This is a genomic window from Burkholderia crassaminum (assembly GCF_964265005.1).
Lineage (GTDB): Bacteria > Pseudomonadota > Gammaproteobacteria > Burkholderiales > Burkholderiaceae > Burkholderia.
Genome location: NZ_OZ183800.1, coordinates 549,484 through 570,280 on the forward strand (window position 1 = coordinate 549,484; position 20,797 = coordinate 570,280).

The following is a 20,797-nucleotide window of genomic DNA, read 5'->3' on the forward strand; positions in this document are numbered from 1 at the left end:
TTGTGGTTTTCCGTCGCGAACCATCGCCAAAACGCACTTTCCGGCCTGCCGGCGTGGTACTTGGCGGCGGTATCCCACGCCGATGCCGTTTTTGTTCTATCGGCCGATTTTACGCTTTGATGTACTGGTGCCCAACGTCACTTGATGTATGTCCCCATCCAGAGGAAGCCAGATGAACGTCAGCGCGTTCGACCTGTTCAAGATCGGCATCGGCCCGTCCAGTTCGCATACGGTCGGCCCGATGATCGCCGCGTGCCGCTTCGCGTCGCACGTGGAGGACGCGAACCTGCTCGGTTTCGTGCGCCGCGTGCGGGTCGAACTATACGGCTCGCTCGGCGCGACCGGCAAGGGCCACGGCACCGACAAGGCCGTGCTGCTCGGTCTCGAGGGCCACCTGCCCGATACGATCGATCCGGACCTGATCGAGCCGCGGCTGGCCGCGATTCGCGCGGAGAAATCGCTGTCGCTGCTCGGCAAGCAGACCGTCCGCTTCGAGGAAAAGGAGCACATCGGCTTCTATCGCAAGCTGATGAGCGGCACGAGCATCGTGCACCCGAACGGGATGCGCTTCCAGGCCTTCGACGAGCACGGCCAGCTGCTCGTCGAGAAAGAGTATTACTCGGTCGGCGGCGGCTTCGTCGTGAACCGCGACGGCGATCGCGTGAACGGCGTGCGCGCGGCGGTCGAGGTGCCGTATCCGTTCCGTACCGGCGACGACCTGATGCGCCAGTGCCGCGAACACGGGCTGTCGATCGCCGAGCTGATGATGCACAACGAATGCGTGCTGCGCCCCGCTGACGAAGTGCGCGCCGGGCTGCTCGCGATCTGGCGCACGATGGCCGCCTGCGTCGAGCGCGGCTGCAAGGTCGAGGGCGACTTGCCGGGCCCGATGCGCGTGAAGCGCCGCGCGGCCGAGCTGAACGCCCGCCTGCGTGAGCGTTCGGAAGAGTCGCTGCGCGACCCGCTGTCGATGCTCGACTGGGTCAACCTGTATGCGATGGCCGTCAACGAGGAGAACGCGGCGGGCGGGCGTGTCGTCACCGCGCCGACCAACGGCGCAGCCGGTGTGATTCCCGCGGTGCTGCACTACTACGTGAAGTTCGTGCCGGGCTCGAACGAGGCCGGCATCGTCGAATTCCTGATGACGGCCGCGGCGATCGGGATCATCTACAAGGAAACCGCATCGATCTCCGGCGCGGAAGTCGGCTGCCAGGGCGAAGTGGGCGTCGCGTGCTCGATGGCGGCCGCTGCGCTCGCCGCCGTGATGGGCGGCACACCCGACCAGGTCGAGAACGCGGCCGAGATCGGCATGGAGCACAACCTCGGGATGACCTGTGACCCCGTCGGCGGGCTCGTGCAGATCCCGTGCATCGAGCGCAACGCGATGGGCGCGATCAAGGCGCTGAACGCGTCGCGCATGGCGCTCAAGGGCAATGGCCAGCACTACGTGTCGCTCGATTCGGTCATCAAGACGATGCGCGAGACGGGCGCCGACATGAAGACGAAATACAAGGAAACGTCGCGCGGCGGTCTGGCCGTGAACGTCATCGAATGCTAACGAAGGATCACTAACATGAGCCGCTACTCGATATTCAGCCTGTTCCGCAACGGCCTCTCGTACCACGAGAACTGGGAAAAGCAGTGGAAGAGCCCGGAGCCGAAGAAGGAATACGACGTCGTGATCGTCGGCGGCGGCGGCCACGGCCTCGCGACCGCGTACTACCTCGCGAAAGAGCATGGCATCACGAACGTCGCGATCCTCGAGAAGGGCTGGATCGGCGGCGGCAACACCGCGCGCAACACGACGATCGTGCGCTCGAACTATCTGTGGGACGAATCGGCCGCGCTGTACGAGAAGGCGATGAAGCTGTGGGAAGGGCTGTCGCAGGACCTGAACTACAACGTGATGTTCAGCCAGCGCGGCGTGATGAACCTGGCCCACACGCTGCAGGACGTGCGTGACACCGAGCGCCGCGTGAACGCGAACCGCCTGAACGGCGTCGACGCGGAATTCCTGACGCCCGCGCAGATCAAGGAAATCGAGCCGACGATCAACCTGAACAGCCGCTACCCGGTGCTCGGCGCATCGATCCAGCGCCGCGCGGGCGTCGCGCGTCACGACGCGGTGGCCTGGGGCTTCGCGCGCGGTGCGGACCGCGCGGGTGTCGACATCATCCAGAACTGCCAGGTGACGGGCATTCGCCGCGAAGGCGGCGCGGTGGTCGGCGTCGATACGGTGAAGGGCTTCATCAAGGCGAAGAAGGTGGCGGTGGTCGCGGCCGGCAACACGACGACGCTTGCCGACATGGCCGGCGTGCGTTTGCCGATCGAAAGCCACCCGCTGCAGGCGCTGGTGTCCGAGCCGATCAAGCCGGTGGTCAACTCGGTGATCATGTCGAACGCGGTGCACGCGTACATCAGCCAGTCCGACAAGGGCGACCTCGTGATCGGCGCGGGCATCGACCAGTACACGGGCTTCGGCCAGCGCGGCAGCTTCCACATCATCGAAAGCACGCTGCAGGCGATCGTCGAGATGTTCCCGGTGTTCTCGCGCGTGCGGATGAACCGCCAGTGGGGCGGCATCGTCGACGTGTCGCCGGACGCGTGCCCGATCATCACCAAGACCGACGTGAAGGGCCTCTATTTCAACTGCGGCTGGGGCACCGGCGGCTTCAAGGCGACGCCCGGCTCGGGCTGGGTGTTCGCGCACACGATCGCGCGCGACGAACCGCATCCGCTGAACGCGCCGTTCGCACTCGACCGCTTCTACACGGGCCACCTGATCGACGAGCACGGCGCTGCTGCCGTTGCGCACTAACCCGACCATTGGAGAAAGAAACATGCTGCTGATCGAATGTCCGTGGTGCGGGCCGCGCGCCGAATCCGAGTTCTCGTGTGGCGGTGAAGCCGACATCGTGCGCCCCGTGAACAACGAGAACATGACCGACCGCGAATGGGGCGAATACGTGTTCATGCGCGAGAACAAGCGCGGGCTGCACAAGGAGCAATGGCTGCACGCGCAGGGCTGCCGCCGCTGGTTCAAGGCCACGCGCGACACGGTGACCTACGATATCAAGGGATACGAAACGTTTGGTGGGGCTGCCATCAGCGGCACCGCTGCCGGCAACTCACACGAAGAGGGCACGAGCAAATGAGCCAGAAAGACCGCCTCGGCACCGGTGGCCGCATCAATCGCGCGATTCCGCTGACCTTCACGTTCAACGGCCGCACGTATCAGGGCTTCCAGGGCGACACGCTCGCGTCCGCGCTGCTCGCGAACGGCGTGCACTTCGTCGCGCGCAGCTTCAAGTACCACCGCCCGCGCGGGATCGTGACGGCTGACGTCGCGGAACCGAATGCCGTCGTGCAGCTCGAATCGGGCCCGTACACGGTGCCGAACGCGCGCGCGACCGAGATCGAGCTGTACCAGGGGCTCGTCGCATCGAGCGTGAACGCCGAGCCGACGCTCGAGAACGACAAGTACGCGGTCAACCAGAAGCTGTCGCGCTTCCTGCCGGCCGGCTTCTACTACAAGACGTTCATGTGGCCGCGCAAGATGTGGCCGAAGTACGAAGAGAAGATCCGTGAAGCCGCCGGCCTCGGCAAGGCGCCGGAAGCGCTCGACGCCGATCGCTACGACAAGTGCTACGCGCACTGCGACGTGCTCGTCGTGGGCGGTGGCCCGTCGGGGCTCGCGGCCGCGCATGCGGCGGCCACGTCCGGCGCGCGCGTGATTCTCGTCGACGATCAGCGCGAACTCGGCGGCAGCCTGCTGTCGTGCCGCGCCGAGATCGATGCGAAGCCCGCGCTGCAGTGGGTCGAGAAGATCGAGGCCGAATTGCGCAAGCTGCCCGACGTGACGATCCTGTCGCGCAGCACCGCGTTCGGCTACCAGGACCACAACCTCGTGACGGTCACGCAGCGCCTGACCGATCACCTGCCGGTATCGATGCGCAAGGGCACGCGCGAGCTGCTGTGGAAGGTCCGCGCGAAGCGCGTGATCCTCGCGACCGGCGCGCACGAGCGTCCTATCGTGTTCGGCAACAACGACCTGCCGGGCGTGATGCTTGCCGGCGCGGTGTCCACCTACGTGCATCGGTTCGGCGTGCTACCGGGCCGCAACGCGGTCGTGTTCACGAACAACGATCGCGCGTACCAGACCGCGCTCGACCTGAAGGCGTGCGGCGCGAAGGTGACGGTCGTCGATTCGCGCGCATCGTCGAACGGCGCACTGCCGGCCGCGGCGAAGCGACAGGGCGTGACGGTGATGAGCGGCGCGGTCGTGACGGCCGCAGCGGGCAAGTGGCGCGTATCGTCGGTCGACGTCGCGTCCAGCGCGAACGGCCAGGTGGGCGGCAAGCTGCAGACGCTGCCGTGCGATCTCGTCGCGATGTCGGGCGGCTTCAGCCCCGTGCTGCACCTGTTCGCGCAATCGGGCGGCAAGGCATGCTGGAACGACGAGAAGGCGTGCTTCCTGCCGGGCAAGCCCGTGCAGGCGGAGGCGAGCATCGGTGCGGCGGCCGGCGAATTCGGGCTGGCGCGCGCGCTGCGGCTCGCGGTCGACGCGGGCGTGGAAGCGGCGAAGGCCGCGGGCTTCACGGCCGAGCAGCGCCCGGTCGCGCCGCAGGTTGCCGAAGCTGTCGAAGGCGCACTGCAGCCGCTGTGGCTCGTCGGCAGCCGCGAAGCCGCGGCGCGCGGGCCGAAGCAGTTCGTCGACTTCCAGAACGACGTGTCGGCCGCAGATATCCTGCTCGCCGCGCGCGAAGGCTTCGAATCGGTCGAGCACGTGAAGCGCTATACGGCGATGGGCTTCGGCACCGACCAGGGCAAGCTCGGCAACATCAACGGGATGGCGATCCTCGCGGGCGCGCTCGGCAAGACGATTCCGGAAACGGGCACGACCACGTTCCGCCCGAACTACACGCCGGTGTCGTTCGGCACGTTCGCGGGCCGCGAGCTCGGCGATTTCCTCGACCCGATCCGCAAGACCTGCGTGCACGAGTGGCACGTCGAGCACGGCGCGCTGTTCGAGGACGTCGGCAACTGGAAGCGGCCGTGGTATTTCCCGAAGAACGGCGAGGATCTCCATGCGGCCGTGAAGCGCGAATGCCTGGCGGTGCGCAACAGCGTCGGCATCCTCGACGCATCGACGCTCGGCAAGATCGACATCCAGGGCCCGGATGCGGTGAAGCTGCTGAACTGGATGTACACGAACCCGTGGAACAAGCTCGAGGTCGGCAAGTGCCGCTACGGGCTGATGCTCGACGAGAACGGGATGGTGTTCGACGACGGCGTGACCGTGCGCCTCGCCGACCAGCATTTCATGATGACGACCACGACCGGCGGCGCGGCGCGCGTGCTGACGTGGCTCGAACGCTGGCTGCAGACCGAATGGCCCGACATGAAGGTGCGGTTGTCGTCGGTCACCGATCACTGGGCGACGTTCGCGGTGGTCGGCCCGAAGAGCCGCAAAGTCGTGCAGAAGGTGTGCCAGGACATCGACTTCGGCAACGAGGCATTCCCGTTCATGAGCTACCGGAACGGCACCGTCGCGGGCGCGAAGGCGCGCGTGATGCGGATCAGCTTCTCGGGCGAGCTGGCCTATGAAGTGAACGTGCCGGCGAACGCGGGCCGCGCGGTGTGGGAAGCGCTGATGGCGGCCGGTGCCGAGTTCGACATCACGCCGTACGGCACCGAGACGATGCACGTGCTGCGCGCGGAGAAGGGCTACATCATCGTCGGCCAGGATACCGACGGCTCGATCACGCCGTACGACCTCGGGATGGGCGGGGTCGTCGCGAAGTCGAAGGACTTCCTCGGCAAGCGTTCGCTCGCGCGCTCGGACACCGCGAAGGAAGGCCGCAAGCAGTTCGTCGGCCTGCTGACCGAGGACGAACAGTTCGTGCTGCCGGAAGGCGCGCAGATCGTCGCGAAGGACACGCAGGTGTCGGCGGTCGATCCGACGCCGATGATCGGCCACGTGACGTCGAGCTACTACAGCCCGATCCTGAAGCGCTCGATCGCGCTCGCGGTGGTGAAGGGCGGCCTGAACAAGATGGGCGAGAGCGTCGTGATTCCGCTGGCCAACGGCAAGCGCATCACCGCGAAGATCTCGAGCCCGGTTTTCTACGATACCGAAGGGGTGCGCCAGCATGTGGAATGAAACCAGAAACCAGACGCAGGTGGCAGGCGCGGGCGGCGTGACGCTTGAATCGCCGTTCGTCGGCGCGGCCGACGTGCTGAAGCCGCACCAGGCGCGCGCATCGAAGAAGTTCACGCTGCGCGAGCGGCCGTTCCTCGATCTCGTCAACGTGCGCGGCGAGTTGAGCGATCCGGCGTTCGTGAGCGCATTCGAGCGCGTGGTCGGCTGCCGGCCGCCTGCGGCGCCGAACACGGTTGCACGCGGCGCCGAGTACGACGTGCTGTGGCTCGGCCCCGACGAGTGGCTCGTGCGCTCGAACGGGCCCGTGCAGGCCGGCGTGCTGGAGGCTCAGCTCGCGGAGGCCGTGCAGGGTTCGTATGCGGCGGCGGTCGACGTCGGCAGCGGCTATACCGTCGTCGAGATCAGCGGCGAGCGGGTGCGCGACGTGCTCGCACGCGGCTGCCCGCTCGATCTCCATCCGCGCGCGTTCAAGCCGGGCCAGTGCGCGCAGTCGCACTACTTCAAGACGTCGATCGTGCTGATCCCGACCGGTGACGATGCGTTCGAGATCGTCCTGCGCCGCAGCTTCGCCGACTATTTCGTGCGCATCATGCTCGACGCGGCCGCGCCGCTCGCATCATGAAGCCGTTCGACGAACCGTTCGTGGCGATCGACGCGCCGCGCCTGCGCGGGCGCGGCTGGAGCGTGTTCGTCGACGAACTGAAGGTGCCCGCGCGGATCGGCATTCATGCGCACGAGCATGAAGCGCCGCAGCCGATCGTGATCGATGCGCGCCTCGGCTATCGCTGCGAGCCGAGCGAGCAGGGCGAGTGGATCGATTACGACGGCTATTGCGCGCGCCTTGCCGCGTTCCTGTCGCACAAGCCGCATACGCGGCTGCTGGAGACGCTCGTCGCCGATATCGCGGTGCTGTCGTTCCGCGAATGGCCGGCGCTGGAGTCGCTGACGCTGTCGGTGTACAAGCCGAAGATCCGGCCCGGCACGAAGCGCGTCGGCGTGTCGCTCGACTGGACGCGCGGGGATTATTTGCGGTGGACGGGGGCGGCGGGGCAGTTTTGAGCGGGCGGGGCGGGGAGGCGATCCGCCCACGCGATGGCTCATTGTTCCTGGAATATCGGAACAATGAGACGTTCACCCCCTCGTCACTTGTCACGCGAGCGCTCTTGGGCAACCCGCTGCGGGCCCGCTCCAGCAGCTTGCGCTGGCCTTCCCGGTCAATGCTCGCGATGCCGCCCTCTACGAGCCAAGCGTGCGGCAGTCTCTTCAGGAGCGTTCCGCGTAGCCCTGACATGGCCTGATTCAATTCCCGTCGAGCTTCTTCCGTCCGGTTTTCGATGTTTCCCACGTACTATTCGCTATCGGGAAAAATTCACGAAGACCATCGGGAAGGCGATGATGAAACGCGCTGTGACTTGCGTTGTTGCCGCTTTGGCGCCGCTCATCGCACACGCAGGGTGCAGTGAGAACCTTCAGAACTGGTTCGCACAACTTCATCCCGGCCAAGCGCTGGATGCTGCTCACGCGGTTTGCAAGGTCTGGCCCGCGAATGAGGCGCTGACGATCGGGGTGTTACCTCTGGAGCAGAAAAGCAGCAGCGACGGGCCGAACGTCGTCGACATCGAGGTACTGGTTGCCGATACGGCTACGGGCGCGATTGTCGCGCACCGGTTTCAGCGATCGGCGATTCACTACGGAGAGGATCACTATTTTGACGGCGTCGAGCTCGACACGGCGCGTTATCAGCTGACCCCCACTCAACGTGCCTTCGGCGTGCGCCTGAAGTCGTCTGGCGGCCCGCCCGCGGATATGTCCGGCATCGCTACGCTGAGTCTCTATTTGATCGATGGGCAGCATTTGCGCCCGGTGCTGGATCGCCTGATTGTGAGCGATTGGACCGGCGACCGTGATGGTCCTTGTACAAGTACGTCTGAAACATCACGCACACTCGCACTCGGCCCGGCAGGCACGCAAGGCTACGCCGTTTTGCGGGTCGCCGAAAAGTATGTCGAGCGCGAGAGCCGGCTCGAAGCCGATACATGCTCGGATCACACGTCACCCGCACAACGCCGTAACGTTACGCTCGACTATCGCGATGGCACCTACCGTATTCCGGACGCCATGCGAAATGCCGATTGATCGGCTGCTTCCGCTCAGTTCAACGTGACAGGTGGCGAACAATGAGACGTTCGGTCTTTGACGGATATCGCGCGGTTCACCGGCGATAGCTGCGAAACGGATCAGGCGTGTCGCAGCTATCGCCCCGTGCGATCGCGTCAAGCCGCAGCCGCCCCATCCAGCGCCGGATAGTCGACATACCCGCGCGCATCGCCGCCGAAGAACGTGTCGCGCTGCGCGTCGTTCATCGGCGCACCCGTCTTCAGCCGTGTCACGAAATCCGGATTCGCGAGCACCATCTGGCCGTACGCTTCGAGATCGGCGAGCCCCGACGCGACATCCGTGCCGATCGCGTCACGCACGCGGCCCGGCCGATTCACGATCAGCGTGCCATTCCAGTGTGCGCGCAGGTCCGCGAGCAGCGGCTCGTCGCCCCCGTGCATCACGTGCAGGTATGCGAGGCCGAGGCGGTCGAGCTGCGATGCCAGATGACGGTACAGCTCGCCGCTTTCCGGGCCTTCGTCGATGCCCCACAGCGTGGTGCCTGGCGACAGGCGGATCGCGGTGCGGTCCGCACCGATCTCGGCGGCGATCGCTTCGGCAACCTCGATCGCGAAGCGCGCGCGGTTCTCGATCGAGCCGCCGTACGCGTCGGTGCGCGTGTTGGCGTTCGGCGCGAAGAACTGCTGGACCAGATACCCGTTCGCGCCGTGGATCTCGACGCCGTCGGCGCCGGCCTCGATCGCGCGGCGCGCGGCAATACGGAAGTCGTTCACGGTCTCGCGCACTTCGTCCGTCGTCAGCGCGCGCGGTGCCGGAATCTCCTGCATCCCTTTCATCGTGAACATCGGCACGCCCGGCGCGATCGCGGAAGGCGCGACGCCCTGGCGATGATGCGGCGTATTGTCGGGGTGCGACATGCGCCCCACATGCATCAGCTGGATGAACAGCCGGCCGCCGCGTGCGTGCACGCGCTCGCTGACCGCCTTCCAGCCGGCGACGTGCGCGTCGGTGTAGATGCCGGGCGTCGTCAGGTAGCCCTGGCCGTCGTCCGACGGCTGCGTGCCTTCGCTGACGATCAGGCCGAGATCCGCGCGCTGCGCGTAATACTCGGCGGCCAGCGCGCCGGGCGTGCCGTCGAATGCCGCGCGGCTGCGCGTCATCGGCGCCATGACCAGGCGGTTCTGCAGGTCGTAGCGGCCGACGCGGACCGGGGCGAACAGTCGCGGCGCGTCCTGGCCGGCTTGAGCGGGAACGAAAAGCTGTTTCATCGCGTATTTCCTCATCGAAGTTCGGGTGACGGCACCGGGGCGGTGCCGCATCGGGCGAGGGTCGCGCAGGTCGCGCCGGCCGTGACGCCATACCTGCATCATCCATTGCTCCTTTTTCGAGATAAAGTGGGTGCAATGGAGAACATTGATCCGCAGATGGAGCAATCGATATGGAACTGTTGAACGACATGGCGCTGTTCGTGGAGGTCGTGAAAGCGAAGGGTTTTCGCAGCGCGGCCGACACGCTGGGGATGCCGAATTCGACGCTGTCGCGGCGCATCGGCGCGCTGGAAAAGGCGATCGGCTTGCGGCTGCTGCACCGCACGACGCGCCGCATCGAGCTCACGGAAGCCGGGCAGCTGTATTTCGAGCGATGCAAGCGCATCGTCGACGAGGCGCGGCTCGCGCACGAGCAGCTCGGCGGGCTGCTGGCCGAACCGGCGGGCGTGCTGCGCGCGTCGTTCCCGGTCGATTTCGCGGTGATCTACCTGACGCCGCTGATCGTCGAATTCGCGAACCGCTACCCGAAGCTGACCTTCGATTTCGAGCTGACGTCACGGCGCGTCGACCTCGTGAGCGAGCCGTTCGACGTCGCGATCCGGATCGGCGAATCGCCGGATTCGCAGCTCGTCGCGCGGCGGCTCGCGACGTTCCGCAACTACCTGTATGCGTCGCCGCGTTATCTCGAACGCGCGGGCGAGCCGCTCGAACCGGGCGACCTGGCGCAGCACCAGTGCATGAGCGTGCAGCGCCTCACCGCGTGGACGCTGCGTCGCGGCGAGCAGGCGGTCGACGTGCCGGTGGGCGGGCGGTTCGTCGTGAACAGCGTGGGCATGAACCGGCAACTGGCCGTGCATGATGCGGGGATCATCCAGGTGCCGGACGAAGTGGTGGCCGACGATGTCGCCGCCGGCCGGCTGCGTCGCGTGCTGCCTGAATGGGAGGGCGCGCCCGTTCCCGTTTACGCGATGACGGAAACGCGCTTGCTGCCAGCGAAGACACAGATTTTCATCGAGTTTCTGCGCGCGCATTTCGCGCAGGCGTGACGGGAGGCTGCGCGGACGATCGTCCGCCGTTCACTGCTGCGCCGGCTGCGGCGCGTCCCCCTGCGCTTCCCATTTCTTCAGAATGCGCACGCGTGCCTGGCTGAAGTCGACCCAGCAGTTCAGCCACGCATCGTCCGGAATCATCTGCTGCGGATTGGCGGCTTTCACGTAGTCGCAGGTGTCGCGCGCGAAGTTGAGCCAGCTTGCCTGCGATTGCGCGAGTTGTTTCGCCGCATCGGGGTTGCGTTGCCGGGTCTTGCGTTCGAGGGACCGGTACGCGTGTTCCACTGCCTGATTGTTGTTGTCGACGATGCATCGGCGTACCGCATCCATCGTCGGCCCGTGCTGTTCGCAATCGACCGCGGCGAACGTGGAAGCTGCGCCGCTTGCGAGCGCGGCGACGGCGAGAAGGCGGGTGGCGTGTCGAATCGTGTCGCGCATGTGCAGGACCAGTCGCAAAGAGGGGCGTGCGTGGTCGCGCTTACTGCGTGTTGCGAGCCGACGTCGATCTCGACGACGATTCGCTGACCGGCACCATCCGCGCCTTCGTCTCGTTCGCGGCTTTTGCGTCGTCGTCGGGTTCGAGCACGAACCGGAACGAATCGACCCGCTGCATCACTTTCGCCGCATACGCGTTCGAACCGCCATAGCTCTTCAGCCCGGCCTGCACGTTGCCGCCGGCCGCCCTCACGTAGCCCGACAGGATCGCGGAGCCGGCTTCGACGTTCGCGTTAGGCTCGGTCAGGTCCTTCACGTTGCGCAGCAGGCCGCGGTGCGCGGCCGGCACGACCTGCATCAGCCCCGTCGCGCCATGCTGGCCGCGCGCCTTTTCCTGGAAGCGCGATTCGATCGAGATGATGGCGTAAACGAGTGCCGGCGGCAGCGAATACTTCGTCGCAGTCACGCTCACGATATCGGCGAGCTTCGTGGCTTTTTCTTTCGCAACGCCGAATTTCTTCGTCAGGTAGGACGTGATGCGGCGGTTTGCTTCGTTCGGCTGATCGTTGGCGTTGGCGAGCGGCGCGGAGGCGACAGCCGGTGCCGATGCAATCGCTTCGGGCGCGGATGCAGGCAGCGCGGGCGCTTGCTGCGCCGATGCCTGTTGCGCGATGCCGAACGAAAGCACGATTAGCGAGAGAAACCGTCGCATGGTGAAGTGCGGGGAAATGGGAGGCGCATAGTATATCGGCCAATCAACACGGGTTGTCGAACGTCGATTCGAATGAAAGCAGCATGTAGGCTTGTTTCGGCGCGCAACGATGCGGCGGGGCGATCGTTGCGCGGACACGCATCGTAGTCCGGATAAACGCCGAGCAATCTCGCGCTGACGTTTTTTAACAGACGAGTAAGGTGTGCTGCACCGCAAACCTTACGCGCGTCGCGCGGTCGCCACCCGCGCCAGTGCACCGATCGCATCGCTGACGAGCACCGCAAGCAGCCCGACGATTACGCCGCCCTGCAGCACGAACGCGGTGTTCGACGTCTGCAGCCCCGCGATGATCACGTCGCCGAGCCCGCGCGCGGCGACCGTCGAGCCGATCGTCGCGGTGCCGAGATTGATCACGACCGCGAGCCGGATGCCGTTGACGATCACCGGGAACGCGAGCGGCAGCTCGACCGACACCAGTTGCTGCCAGCCGCTCATTCCCATGCCGCGCGCGGCATCGACGACATCGCGCGGCACGTCTTCGAGCCCCGCGATCGTGCTTTCGAATACCGGCAGGAGGCCATACAGCACGAGCGCGATCAGCACGGGCTTCAGCCCGAAGCCGACGGCCGGCACCGCGAGCGCGAGCACCGCGACGGGCGGGAAGGTCTGGCCGATGTCGACGACGCTGCGCGCGACCGGCAGGAAATCCGCGCCGGCCGGCCGCGTGACGAAGATCCCGGCCGCGACCGCGACGATCGTGCCGATCAGGCTCGACAGCGCGACCGTGCCGAGATGCGCGAGCGTCAGGTCGAGCAGGCTCGCGCGATCGTAGATGACGGGCGCGCCATTGTCCGCGAACGGTGCGAAAAGACCCTGCAGCCACATCGGCCGAATCAGCAGCACGAGCAGCAGCGCGAGCGCGGCGGCGCGCGCCGTGAACGCGGCAAAGTGGCGGGGCAGGAGCTGACGCAAAGGCCGTGCGCGTTGCGTCGCATCCGGTGTCGTCATGCGGGCTTCCTCGCATGCGCACGGATCGCATCGAGCGTGATGCGGCGAGCGCCGCGCGCGTCGCGTGCATCGCCGTCGTCGACGGGCAACGCATCGACGCCGCGCCACAGCAATTCCGACACCGCATCGCGCAGCGTGCGCGTCGCGGCGATCGGTTCGCCGTCGGCATGACCGGGTTCGGCCACTGCGTCGATCGGCGTCAGCGCGAGCAGGCGCAGCGGCCGGTCGACGCCCGCGACGAGCTGCTCAACGACGCCGGCCGCCGGCTTGCCGAGAATCTCGGCCGGCGGTGCGACCTGCAGCAGCCGGCCGCCGTCCATCACCGCGATCGTGTCGCCGAGCTTCAACGCTTCCTCGATATCGTGCGTGACGATCACGACCGTGATGCCGAGGCGGCGCTGCAGCGCGAACAGGTCGTCCTGTGCCTTGCCGCGAATGATCGGATCGAGCGCGCCGAACGGTTCGTCCATCAGCAGCATCGCGGGCTCGGCCGCGAGCGCGCGCGCGACGCCGACACGCTGCTGCTGGCCGCCCGACAGTTCGTGCGGCAGCTTGTCCGCGAACTCGGCCGGCGCGAGATGGAACAGGTCGAGCAATTCGTTCACGCGCGCGTCGATGCGCGCGGCCGGCCAGCCTAGCAGGCGCGGCACGGTCGCGATGTTGCGCGCGACGCTCCAGTGCGGAAACAGCCCGTGCCCCTGGATCGCGTAGCCGATGCCGCGTCGAAGCTGTTCGGGCGCGACGGTCGCCGTATCGACGCCGTCGATGCGGATCGTGCCGCTGGTAGGGGCGATCAGCCGGTTGATCATGCGCAGCAGCGTCGACTTGCCGCTGCCCGACGCACCGACGAGCGCGGTGATCGTGCCGCGCTGCATCGTCAGCGAGACGTCGTCGACGGCGACGATATCGCCGAAGCGTTTGCCCGCACGTTCGATCTCGATCATCCTGCACGCCCCTTCGCGAGCGTGGTCGCGGCTTCGAATATGACGGCCGCCACCAGCGCGAGCGCGATCGTCGGGATCGCGCCGAGCAGCACGAGATCGGCGGCCGATTGCCCGATCCCCTGGAAGATGAAGGTGCCGAAGCCGCCGCCGCCGATCAGCGCGGCGACCGCGGTCAGCCCGATGTTCTGCACGAGCACGATGCGCACGCCGCTCAGGATCACCGGCAGCGCGAGCACGAGATCGACGCGCAGCAGCCGCTGGGCGCGCGTCATGCCCATCGCGCGAGCGGCTTCGGTCACGTGCGGCGGCACTTGCCCGAGCCCGACCACGACGCTCGACGCGATCGGCAGCAGCGAATACAGGAACAGTGCGAGCACGGCCGGCGCGACGCCGATGCCGCGGATGCCGAGCGCGGCCGCGAGCGGTACGTGTGCGGCGAGCAGGCCGAGCGGGGCCATCATCAGCCCGTACATCGCGATGCTGGGGATCGTCTGCACGACATTGAGCACGGGCATCGCGACGGTACGCACTACCGCGATGCGTGCGCAGGCGATGCCGAGCGGCACGCCCGCGACGAGCGCGGCGGCCACCGAGCCACCGGCGAGCGACACGTGCCGGATCGCTTCGCGCCAGAAATCGTCGCTGCGCACCGCGTATTCGCGCATCACGGAGAGGCCGTCCCACCAGCCGCTCGCGAGCGGCACCGAAATCGCTGCTATCGCGACGACGAGCGCGGCGAGGCGCCGCCACGGGCCGAATGCGAGGCGTGCGAGCGCGTCCGCGACGAGCACGGTCCACGCGAACAAGAGAAGCCAGACGCCCGCGTCGGGTGACACGCGCGCGAGCATGTCGTCGGGGGCGACGACGTGCGTCGCGGCTGCGCCGAGCGCATACGCGAGCGTCGCGAGCCATGCGCAGCCGGCTGCGAGCCGCCACGCGGGGCGGCTTGCCGTCATCGCCCACAGTGCGCCGACGATCCACAGCGCGGCCAGCACGGCGCCCTGCATCGCAGGCAGCGCGGCGAACACCGACAGCCCCGTGCCGGCCGCGATCCGGTTCGGCCGCAGCACGACGAACGGCAGGCCGAGCACCGCAACGATCGTCAGGACTCCGATCAGGATGCCGACCTTGTCGGGGTTCACGCGCCGCGCGGACGCCGCCGCGCGTTCGGTCATTTCACGAAGCCCTTCGCTTTCAGGTAGCTTTTCGCGACGCCGGCGGCCGGCTCGCCGTTGATCTGGATGCGCGCGTTCAGCGACTGCAGCGTCTTCAGGTCGAGGCTCGCGAACACGGGTTTCAGGTAGTCGGCGATCTGCGGGTGCGCTTTCAGCACGGCTTCCCGGATCACGGGCGCGGGCGCGTAGACGGGCTGCACGTGCTTGTCGTCGTCGAGCACCGCGAGGCCGCTCGACGCGATGCCGCCGTCGGTGCCGTACACCATCGCCGCATTCACGCCGTCGGTCTGGTTCGCGGCGGCCTTGATCGTCGCGGCCGTATCGCCGCCCGACAGCACGACGAGCTGCTCGGGCTTCAGCTTGAAGCCGTACGCCTTCTCGAACGACGGCAGCGCGGACGCGCTGTTCACGAATTCGGCCGATGCCGCGAGTTTCACCTTGCCGCCGCCGGCTACCCACTTGCCGAAACCGGAGAAGGATTTCAGGTGCTGCGACTGCGCGACGGGCGCGAGCAACGCGACGCCCCACGTGTTGTTCGCGGGCGCCGGGGTGAGCCACACGAGATGGTTCGCCGCGTAGTCGAGTTTCTTCGCGGCGTCGTAGCCCAGGCTCGCGTTCTTCCACAGAGGATCGTCGGCCTTGTTGAAGAAGAACGCGGCGTTGCCTGTGTATTCAGGGTAGATGTCGATCTCGCCGCTCGTGAGCGCCTTGCGCACGATCGGCGTGGTGCCGAGCGCGATCTTTTCGGTGACGGGGATGCCGTGCGCCTTCAGCACCTGCGCGATCAGGTTGCCGAGCAGGTTGCCTTCGGTGTCGATCTTCGACGACACCACGACGGGCGTGTCGGCATGCGCGCCGGGTGCGACGAGGGTTGCGGCGAGCGCGAGGCCCAGGATCCGGGCGGGCAGGGCGAGCTTCATCGGGCCAATCTCCAGGACGGGGGCGTAGGCCGAAAGTTACTTGACTGAGCCGGCTTTGGCAAACCGCGTGCGGCGGCGTGCCCACAGCCCGTGTGGGGATAACCCGCATCCGTCATCCGGGCTTGTTACACTGAAATCCGTTCCCGCTCCTGCCGACACTTCCTGCCATGAAGCCCGAGTTGCTGGTTCTCATCGCATTGCGCGGCGACGCGCATCGCGAGATCGCCGCGTCGTTCGACGTGCGCCACGCCCCGACCCCCGAAGCACGCGAACGCGCGATCGCCGAGCACGGCGGCACGATACGCGCGGTGCTGACCAACGGCAGCACGGGGCTCACCGGCGCCGAGATCGACCGCCTTCCGCAACTCACGTTCGTCAGCGCGCTCGGGGCCGGCTACGAGCACATCGACGTTGCGCACGCAAAGGCGCGCGGCGTGACCGTGGTCACGGGCGCCGGCACCAACGACGATTGCGTGGCCGATCACGCGTTCGCGCTGCTGCTCGCAGCGGTGCGCAACGTGGTGCCGCTCGATGCGAAAACCCGTGCGGGCATATGGCGCGACGGGCTGCCGATGCCGCCGAACGTGTCGGGCAAGAAACTCGGCATCGTCGGGCTCGGCAAGATCGGCGAGAAGTGCGCGCGTCGCGCAGCCGGTTTCGACATCGGGATCGGTTATCACAACCGGTCGGAGAAGAACGTGCCGTACCGCTATTTCGACCGCGTCGACGCACTCGCGCAGTGGGCGGATTTCCTGATCGTCGCGACGCCGGGCGGCGCGGGCACGCGGCACCTGATCGACCGCACGGTGCTCGATGCGCTCGGGCCAGGCGGCTTTCTTGTCAATGTGTCGCGCGGCAGTGTTGTCGATACCGCTGCTTTGGCGGATGCGTTGCGCGAAAGGCGCATCGCGGGCGCGGGGCTCGATGTGTACGAAGGGGAACCGGAACCGCCGCGCGCGCTGACGGATCTCGACAATGTCGTGCTGACGCCGCACATGGGTGGCTGGTCGCCGGAGGCGCTCGATCGCTCGGTGCAGCAGTTTCTCGACAACGCGGCGCGGCATTTCGCGGGTGAGCCGGTGTTGACGCCGGTGTGAGCGGCGGGGCGGGCGCGAATCAGCCCGCCTGCCTGCAGAATTCCCAATAGAAATCCGGCAGGTTTGCGGGCTTGTCGGCATCGAGATCGATCCAGCCGAACTGGTTGTGCTCGTCGCTCAGGACGATTTCATGACGATCGACCTGGCACTCGAAGCACACGATGAGCACGCGCTTGCCCGGCACGACCTCGCACGAGCGGCTCGCCACATAGCGGAGCGCCGAGGCGACGATCCCGCATTCTTCCCGCACTTCGCGCGTGACGGTTTCTTCGAGCGATTCGCCCGCTTCGGGCCAGCCGCCCGGCAGTTCCCATTCGTCGCGTGGATTGCGCAGGAACAGGACCGAGCGTCCGTCACGGACGATGGCTTTCGCGCTGAGGGGGATCATGTGGGTTCACCGTTGGCGTTCGACTTCCGCAGCCTATCGCAGGTGTTCCCTTTTTGCAGCGATTCCCCCGCCTGCGCCGATGGGCGAACAGGCGGGGGATGGGGTGCCGTCATGCCGGCAGTTGGCGTGCGGCTACGCGCCCGTCGACGCTGCCGCCAGCGGCACCGTCACCGACGTCCCGGCCGGATCGAGCGTCAGGCCCGTGCCCGGCGTCGGCCGCAGCGTTGCCTCGTTGTCGCTGGACAGGACAACGAGCCCCAGCCGGTGGCCGGCTTCCAGCTTGTAGTCACGCGGCATGAACGTCAGCTTCAGGTCGTACGGCATCCCGGGCAGTACGGGCTCCGAGCGCCATTCGGACCACCGGTTGCGCGGGTCGGTCCAGGCGCGCGTGACGATCGTGGCCGACCCGTCCGGTGCGCGATCGACCAGCAGGGCCGTCACGTTGGCCACCGCCGTGAAGGTCAGCCTGACGCGTGCGGTCGCGGCACCGGACAGGCGTGTCGCGGCCGTGAGCGGCGCGGTTTCGAAACGGCTGCGATTCTCGCCGGTCGGTGCGTTCGCCAGTGTGAGCGCGGTGATGCGCGCATCGTCCGTGAAGCGTGCGAGCGGGCCGCCGGTCGGCAGCCGCAGCAGCGTGCCGGTGCCCGCACCGTCGCCGCCCGCAAAATACGTGACCGGCGTGGCGTGGCGTGCGGCCCAGTCCGCTTCCTTCAGCAGCGTGCCGTCCGCCTGCTCGATCACCGCGCGCGGATCGCGTTCGACGCCGTTGTCGAAGCCGATCAGATAACGCGTAAACCAGCGGTTCACCTCCGCGGTCCATGCATCGGCCATCGCCGGCACGCGGGTCGGGTCGGTGTGCTTCAGGCGGTGCAGCCACAACTGCGTCGGCACGCCCTGGCGCCGCATCGCGAGATACCACGAGGTCGACTGGTCGACGCGCACGTTGTCGTCGGTCAGCCCTTGAGCAACGAGCGCCGGCGCGACCGCGAAGCCGGTCGGGATGTCGCGCGCGGCCCAGAACGGCGAATAGTCGCCGGTCGTGCGGTCTTCCTTCTGTAACGCTTCGTCGATCAGGTGCGTGCAGCGCTCAGGATGCGCGTTCGTCAGCAGCGCCTTGATGTACACGTCGACGTCTTCGCCCTGATAGCCTTCCGGCGCGCGCACGAGCCCGCCCGAGCGGTAATAGCCGTACATGTTCGTCAGCCCGGCCACCGGCACGATCGCGTCGAGCCCGCGCGTGCGCAGGCTGGCGACCATCTTCGGCAGCGTGCCGTCGTACGACACGCCGTACATGCCGACGTGGCCCGTCGACCAGTTCGCGACGACCGTCTTGCCGGTCGCATCCTTCGCGGTCGCGTCGCGGCCGAGCCAGCGGATCACCGATGCCATCGCGACCGATTCGTCACGCGTGAGGATCGTCGGGCAGCCGTCCGAGCCGGCGGTGCCGAGCGAATCCGCGTAGACGATCGTGAAGCCGCGCGGAATGAAGTAGCTCTCGATCCACGAGCGCCCGGCGGCGGCCGCTTCGACCTGCTGCAGCATCCGCACCTGGGGCGCGGCGGCCATGATGCGCGCGGAGGCGCCGGTCGCCGCCGTGGCCGCCGTGGCGGCCGGATGCGGCGTGCCGTCGAGTTCGACGTCGACGTTGTGGTCGGGGCTGTCGGCGAGGCCCGCGTAGTACGGGCTCGCGAGCACGATGACGGGGGTGCGCGCGCCATTTGCGGTTTCGGTCGGGCGCACGATGCGTACGTGGATGCGGTCGCGCGTGCCGTCGCCGTCGGAATCGACCGGCGTGTCGACCCACGCGTTCTCCTCGATCGTGCCGCCCGACAGCGACGGCTGCACCTGGCCGTTCGTGATCACGGGGCGGTAGCGGCCGCCGCTGGCCGGGTTGGCGTACGGGACGCCGGACGGCGAAATGCGTGATGCGAGCGACTGCTTGTCGGCCGCCGATGCGGCGGCCCCCTCCTGCTGGCTTTGCGCGAGCGCGGAGGCGCCCGCCACGCTGCCGCCGTCGTCGCCGCCGCACGCGGCGAGCGTCGTGGCTGCAATGAGCGCGGGAAGCCACGCACGACGCAATCCGGTTCGATGAATGTCCATTGTCGACCTCTTGTTTTGATTGTCTGGAACCGGACGGCCCGCGATATGCCCCCTGCGGGCCGGCCGGGTGCTGCATCGGATAAAGCGGAACTGCATCTTCGAAAGCGCCGGGCGTCATGCCCGGGTGTCACGGCCGGCGTCGACGCGCGTCACGCAACGCGCAACCCGGCGGGTGTCGGGGCGATTGCGTTGCCCCGACCGGAAAGCGTCAGCACGGTGGCCGGTTCATGCCGCACGGTCGACGCGAGGCCGGCGGTACGAAATAAATGGAGGAGTGCGAATCAAATGTGGGCATGCCCGATCTTCCTTCAGGTTTCGGATGAAACGGAACGGCACGATGCGATGAGGCGGGGATGGTGCGAACGGCGGTGCTGCAACGGCAGGAAAGCGCGACACGAGTCGGCGAGGCGGGCCGGATTGCTTTCCGGAAGCTTGCGCAAACTTATCGCAGTGAAATCTCGGTGTCAAACTTTTTTAGTTTTGATCAAACAATGTATTGGCGCGTGCCCCGAAATCCATGTGCGATCGGTCTAAATTTCCGCGATATCCGTCCGTAAACGGTAAAAAGCAGATCGAAAGGAGAGAGAGGGCATGACGATTTCAGTCACGGCAGCGAGCGGCCTTTCGCTCGCGCAGATGGTGCAGGAAGCGGCGCTCGACGGGCGCCAACCGCCTGACGCGGCGGCCGGGAAACCGCAGGATCCGCCGCTTACCATCCGGGTGCTGGACCAGGACGCGATGCACGCGGCGCGCATGAAGCAGATGACGATCCTGGGCAACCTGTCGACGCAGCTGCGCGGCGTCACCAGCCAGCTCGCGACGAGCATGAAGGAGATCATCGCGAAGCGCCCGGACCTGGCCGACGCGCAGTTCGACTTCATGACCGACAACGGCCGGATCAAGGTCGTGTCGAAGACGATGACGGAAAGCGATCGCGCGTGGGTCGAGTCGACGCTGAACGCGAACGCGGGCCTCGTGCTCGCGACGCGCGAGTTTCACCAGCAGGCCGTCGACTTCGCCGAGCAGGGCGCCGCCTCGGTGGGCGACACGTTCACGGACGACGATCGCAAGGTGGCCAGCCAGCGCGCCGACGCGGATTTCCTCTTCATGAAGGAGATCAACGCGTCCGTCGCGCGCAACCAGAAGTTCGAAGAGATCGGCGGGCATTTCACCACGCAGGACGGCACGCGGCTGAAGTTCGACCCGTCGGCCGGCAGCGCGCGCGGCACGCTCGCACTGCTGGAGACCGATCGTCAGCTGTCGTCGGGCGCGGCGATCTTCGTCAACGACGTGTCCGGCCAGAAGACTTACGGCAGGCGCGCGGGCCTGATCGACGTCGGCTTCGGGTACGCGTTCGAGGACATCCTGAATGGCACCAACAGCGTCGGTTTTCACGAGACGGCATGACGGCACGCCACAC

Annotated in this window: 19 protein-coding genes; 10 read left to right on the top strand and 9 right to left on the bottom strand. The window is 67.1% G+C overall.

The window, feature by feature from the left end; all coding sequences use genetic code 11:
• Positions 1-172: 172 nt before the first annotated feature.
• From ACPTTF_RS19575 to ACPTTF_RS19605, 7 genes are all read left to right on the top strand, one after another.
• Entirely contained in the window at positions 173-1,558 is a 1,386-nt protein-coding gene (locus tag ACPTTF_RS19575) for an L-serine ammonia-lyase (protein WP_423367830.1), read from the top strand.
• A gap of 15 nt (positions 1,559-1,573) precedes the next feature.
• Positions 1,574-2,818, top strand: a complete 1,245-nt coding sequence (locus tag ACPTTF_RS19580; RefSeq protein WP_006480591.1) for a sarcosine oxidase subunit beta family protein — start codon at positions 1,574-1,576, stop codon at positions 2,816-2,818.
• 22 nt (positions 2,819-2,840) lie between these two features.
• Complete coding sequence (locus ACPTTF_RS19585) at positions 2,841-3,155, top strand: sarcosine oxidase subunit delta (protein WP_423367831.1); 315 nt, start codon at positions 2,841-2,843, stop codon at positions 3,153-3,155.
• Positions 3,152-6,163, top strand: coding sequence for a sarcosine oxidase subunit alpha family protein (locus tag ACPTTF_RS19590; protein ID WP_166965393.1), 3,012 nt, complete (start codon positions 3,152-3,154; stop codon positions 6,161-6,163). The genes ACPTTF_RS19585 and ACPTTF_RS19590 overlap by 4 nt, the downstream gene beginning before the upstream one ends.
• Entirely contained in the window at positions 6,153-6,785 is a 633-nt protein-coding gene (locus tag ACPTTF_RS19595) for a sarcosine oxidase subunit gamma (RefSeq protein WP_122947937.1), read from the top strand. Before ACPTTF_RS19590 ends, ACPTTF_RS19595 begins: the two co-directional genes overlap by 11 nt.
• The gene (locus ACPTTF_RS19600) at positions 6,782-7,222 is read left to right on the top strand and encodes a dihydroneopterin aldolase (RefSeq protein WP_011354099.1); all 441 of its coding nucleotides are present in this window, start codon (positions 6,782-6,784) and stop codon (positions 7,220-7,222) included. The genes ACPTTF_RS19595 and ACPTTF_RS19600 overlap by 4 nt, the downstream gene beginning before the upstream one ends.
• 333 nt (positions 7,223-7,555) lie before the next feature.
• Positions 7,556-8,299, top strand: coding sequence for a hypothetical protein (locus ACPTTF_RS19605; RefSeq protein ID WP_423391172.1), 744 nt, complete (start codon positions 7,556-7,558; stop codon positions 8,297-8,299).
• Between the two features lie 137 nt (positions 8,300-8,436).
• Here the strand turns inward: ACPTTF_RS19605 and ACPTTF_RS19610 are convergent, their stop codons facing one another.
• On the bottom strand, positions 8,437-9,549 hold the full coding sequence (locus ACPTTF_RS19610; protein WP_423367833.1) for an alkene reductase: 1,113 nt from the start codon (positions 9,547-9,549) through the stop codon (positions 8,437-8,439).
• Between the two features lie 170 nt (positions 9,550-9,719).
• Between ACPTTF_RS19610 and ACPTTF_RS19615 the strand changes: the two genes are divergently transcribed.
• The gene (locus ACPTTF_RS19615; protein ID WP_423367834.1) at positions 9,720-10,595 is read left to right on the top strand and encodes a LysR family transcriptional regulator; all 876 of its coding nucleotides are present in this window, start codon (positions 9,720-9,722) and stop codon (positions 10,593-10,595) included.
• 30 nt (positions 10,596-10,625) lie between these two features.
• Here ACPTTF_RS19615 and ACPTTF_RS19620 read toward each other — a convergent pair whose 3' ends face one another.
• The 6 genes from ACPTTF_RS19620 to osmF all read right to left on the bottom strand — a co-directional run bounded on the left by ACPTTF_RS19620 (position 10,626) and on the right by osmF (position 15,792).
• The gene (locus tag ACPTTF_RS19620) at positions 10,626-11,036 is read right to left on the bottom strand and encodes a lysozyme inhibitor LprI family protein (RefSeq protein WP_423367835.1); all 411 of its coding nucleotides are present in this window, start codon (positions 11,034-11,036) and stop codon (positions 10,626-10,628) included.
• A gap of 40 nt (positions 11,037-11,076) precedes the next feature.
• The gene (locus ACPTTF_RS19625) at positions 11,077-11,745 is read right to left on the bottom strand and encodes a transglycosylase SLT domain-containing protein (protein ID WP_423367836.1); all 669 of its coding nucleotides are present in this window, start codon (positions 11,743-11,745) and stop codon (positions 11,077-11,079) included.
• Between the two features lie 219 nt (positions 11,746-11,964).
• Positions 11,965-12,753, bottom strand: coding sequence for an ABC transporter permease (locus ACPTTF_RS19630; RefSeq protein WP_423367837.1), 789 nt, complete (start codon positions 12,751-12,753; stop codon positions 11,965-11,967).
• Positions 12,750-13,697: an ABC transporter ATP-binding protein gene (locus ACPTTF_RS19635; RefSeq protein WP_166965377.1), complete on the bottom strand. Its 948-nt coding sequence runs from the start codon at positions 13,695-13,697 to the stop codon at positions 12,750-12,752. The genes ACPTTF_RS19630 and ACPTTF_RS19635 overlap by 4 nt, the downstream gene beginning before the upstream one ends.
• A complete protein-coding gene (locus ACPTTF_RS19640; protein ID WP_423367838.1) occupies positions 13,694-14,872 on the bottom strand; it encodes an ABC transporter permease in 1,179 nt (392 codons plus the stop codon). The genes ACPTTF_RS19635 and ACPTTF_RS19640 overlap by 4 nt, the downstream gene beginning before the upstream one ends.
• The gene (gene osmF / locus ACPTTF_RS19645) at positions 14,869-15,792 is read right to left on the bottom strand and encodes a glycine betaine ABC transporter substrate-binding protein OsmF (RefSeq protein WP_423367839.1); all 924 of its coding nucleotides are present in this window, start codon (positions 15,790-15,792) and stop codon (positions 14,869-14,871) included. Before osmF ends, ACPTTF_RS19640 begins: the two co-directional genes overlap by 4 nt.
• Positions 15,793-15,959: 167 nt before the next feature.
• Here osmF and ACPTTF_RS19650 point away from each other — a divergent pair, with 167 nt between their 5' ends.
• Positions 15,960-16,889 carry a 2-hydroxyacid dehydrogenase gene (locus tag ACPTTF_RS19650; RefSeq protein ID WP_423367840.1) on the top strand — a complete coding sequence of 310 codons (930 nt, stop codon included), beginning with the start codon at positions 15,960-15,962 and terminating at the stop codon, positions 16,887-16,889.
• A 19-nt stretch (positions 16,890-16,908) separates the two neighbouring features.
• Here ACPTTF_RS19650 and ACPTTF_RS19655 read toward each other — a convergent pair whose 3' ends face one another.
• Both ACPTTF_RS19655 and ACPTTF_RS19660 read right to left on the bottom strand, forming a co-directional pair.
• A complete protein-coding gene (locus ACPTTF_RS19655; protein ID WP_166965369.1) occupies positions 16,909-17,277 on the bottom strand; it encodes an NUDIX domain-containing protein in 369 nt (122 codons plus the stop codon).
• 132 nt (positions 17,278-17,409) lie between these two features.
• A complete protein-coding gene (locus ACPTTF_RS19660; protein ID WP_423367841.1) occupies positions 17,410-19,377 on the bottom strand; it encodes a Xaa-Pro dipeptidyl-peptidase in 1,968 nt (655 codons plus the stop codon).
• Between the two features lie 591 nt (positions 19,378-19,968).
• On the opposite strand from ACPTTF_RS19660, the gene ACPTTF_RS19665 reads away from it, so the two are divergent.
• Entirely contained in the window at positions 19,969-20,784 is an 816-nt protein-coding gene (locus ACPTTF_RS19665) for a hypothetical protein (RefSeq protein WP_423367842.1), read from the top strand.
• Positions 20,785-20,797 lie beyond the last annotated feature (13 nt).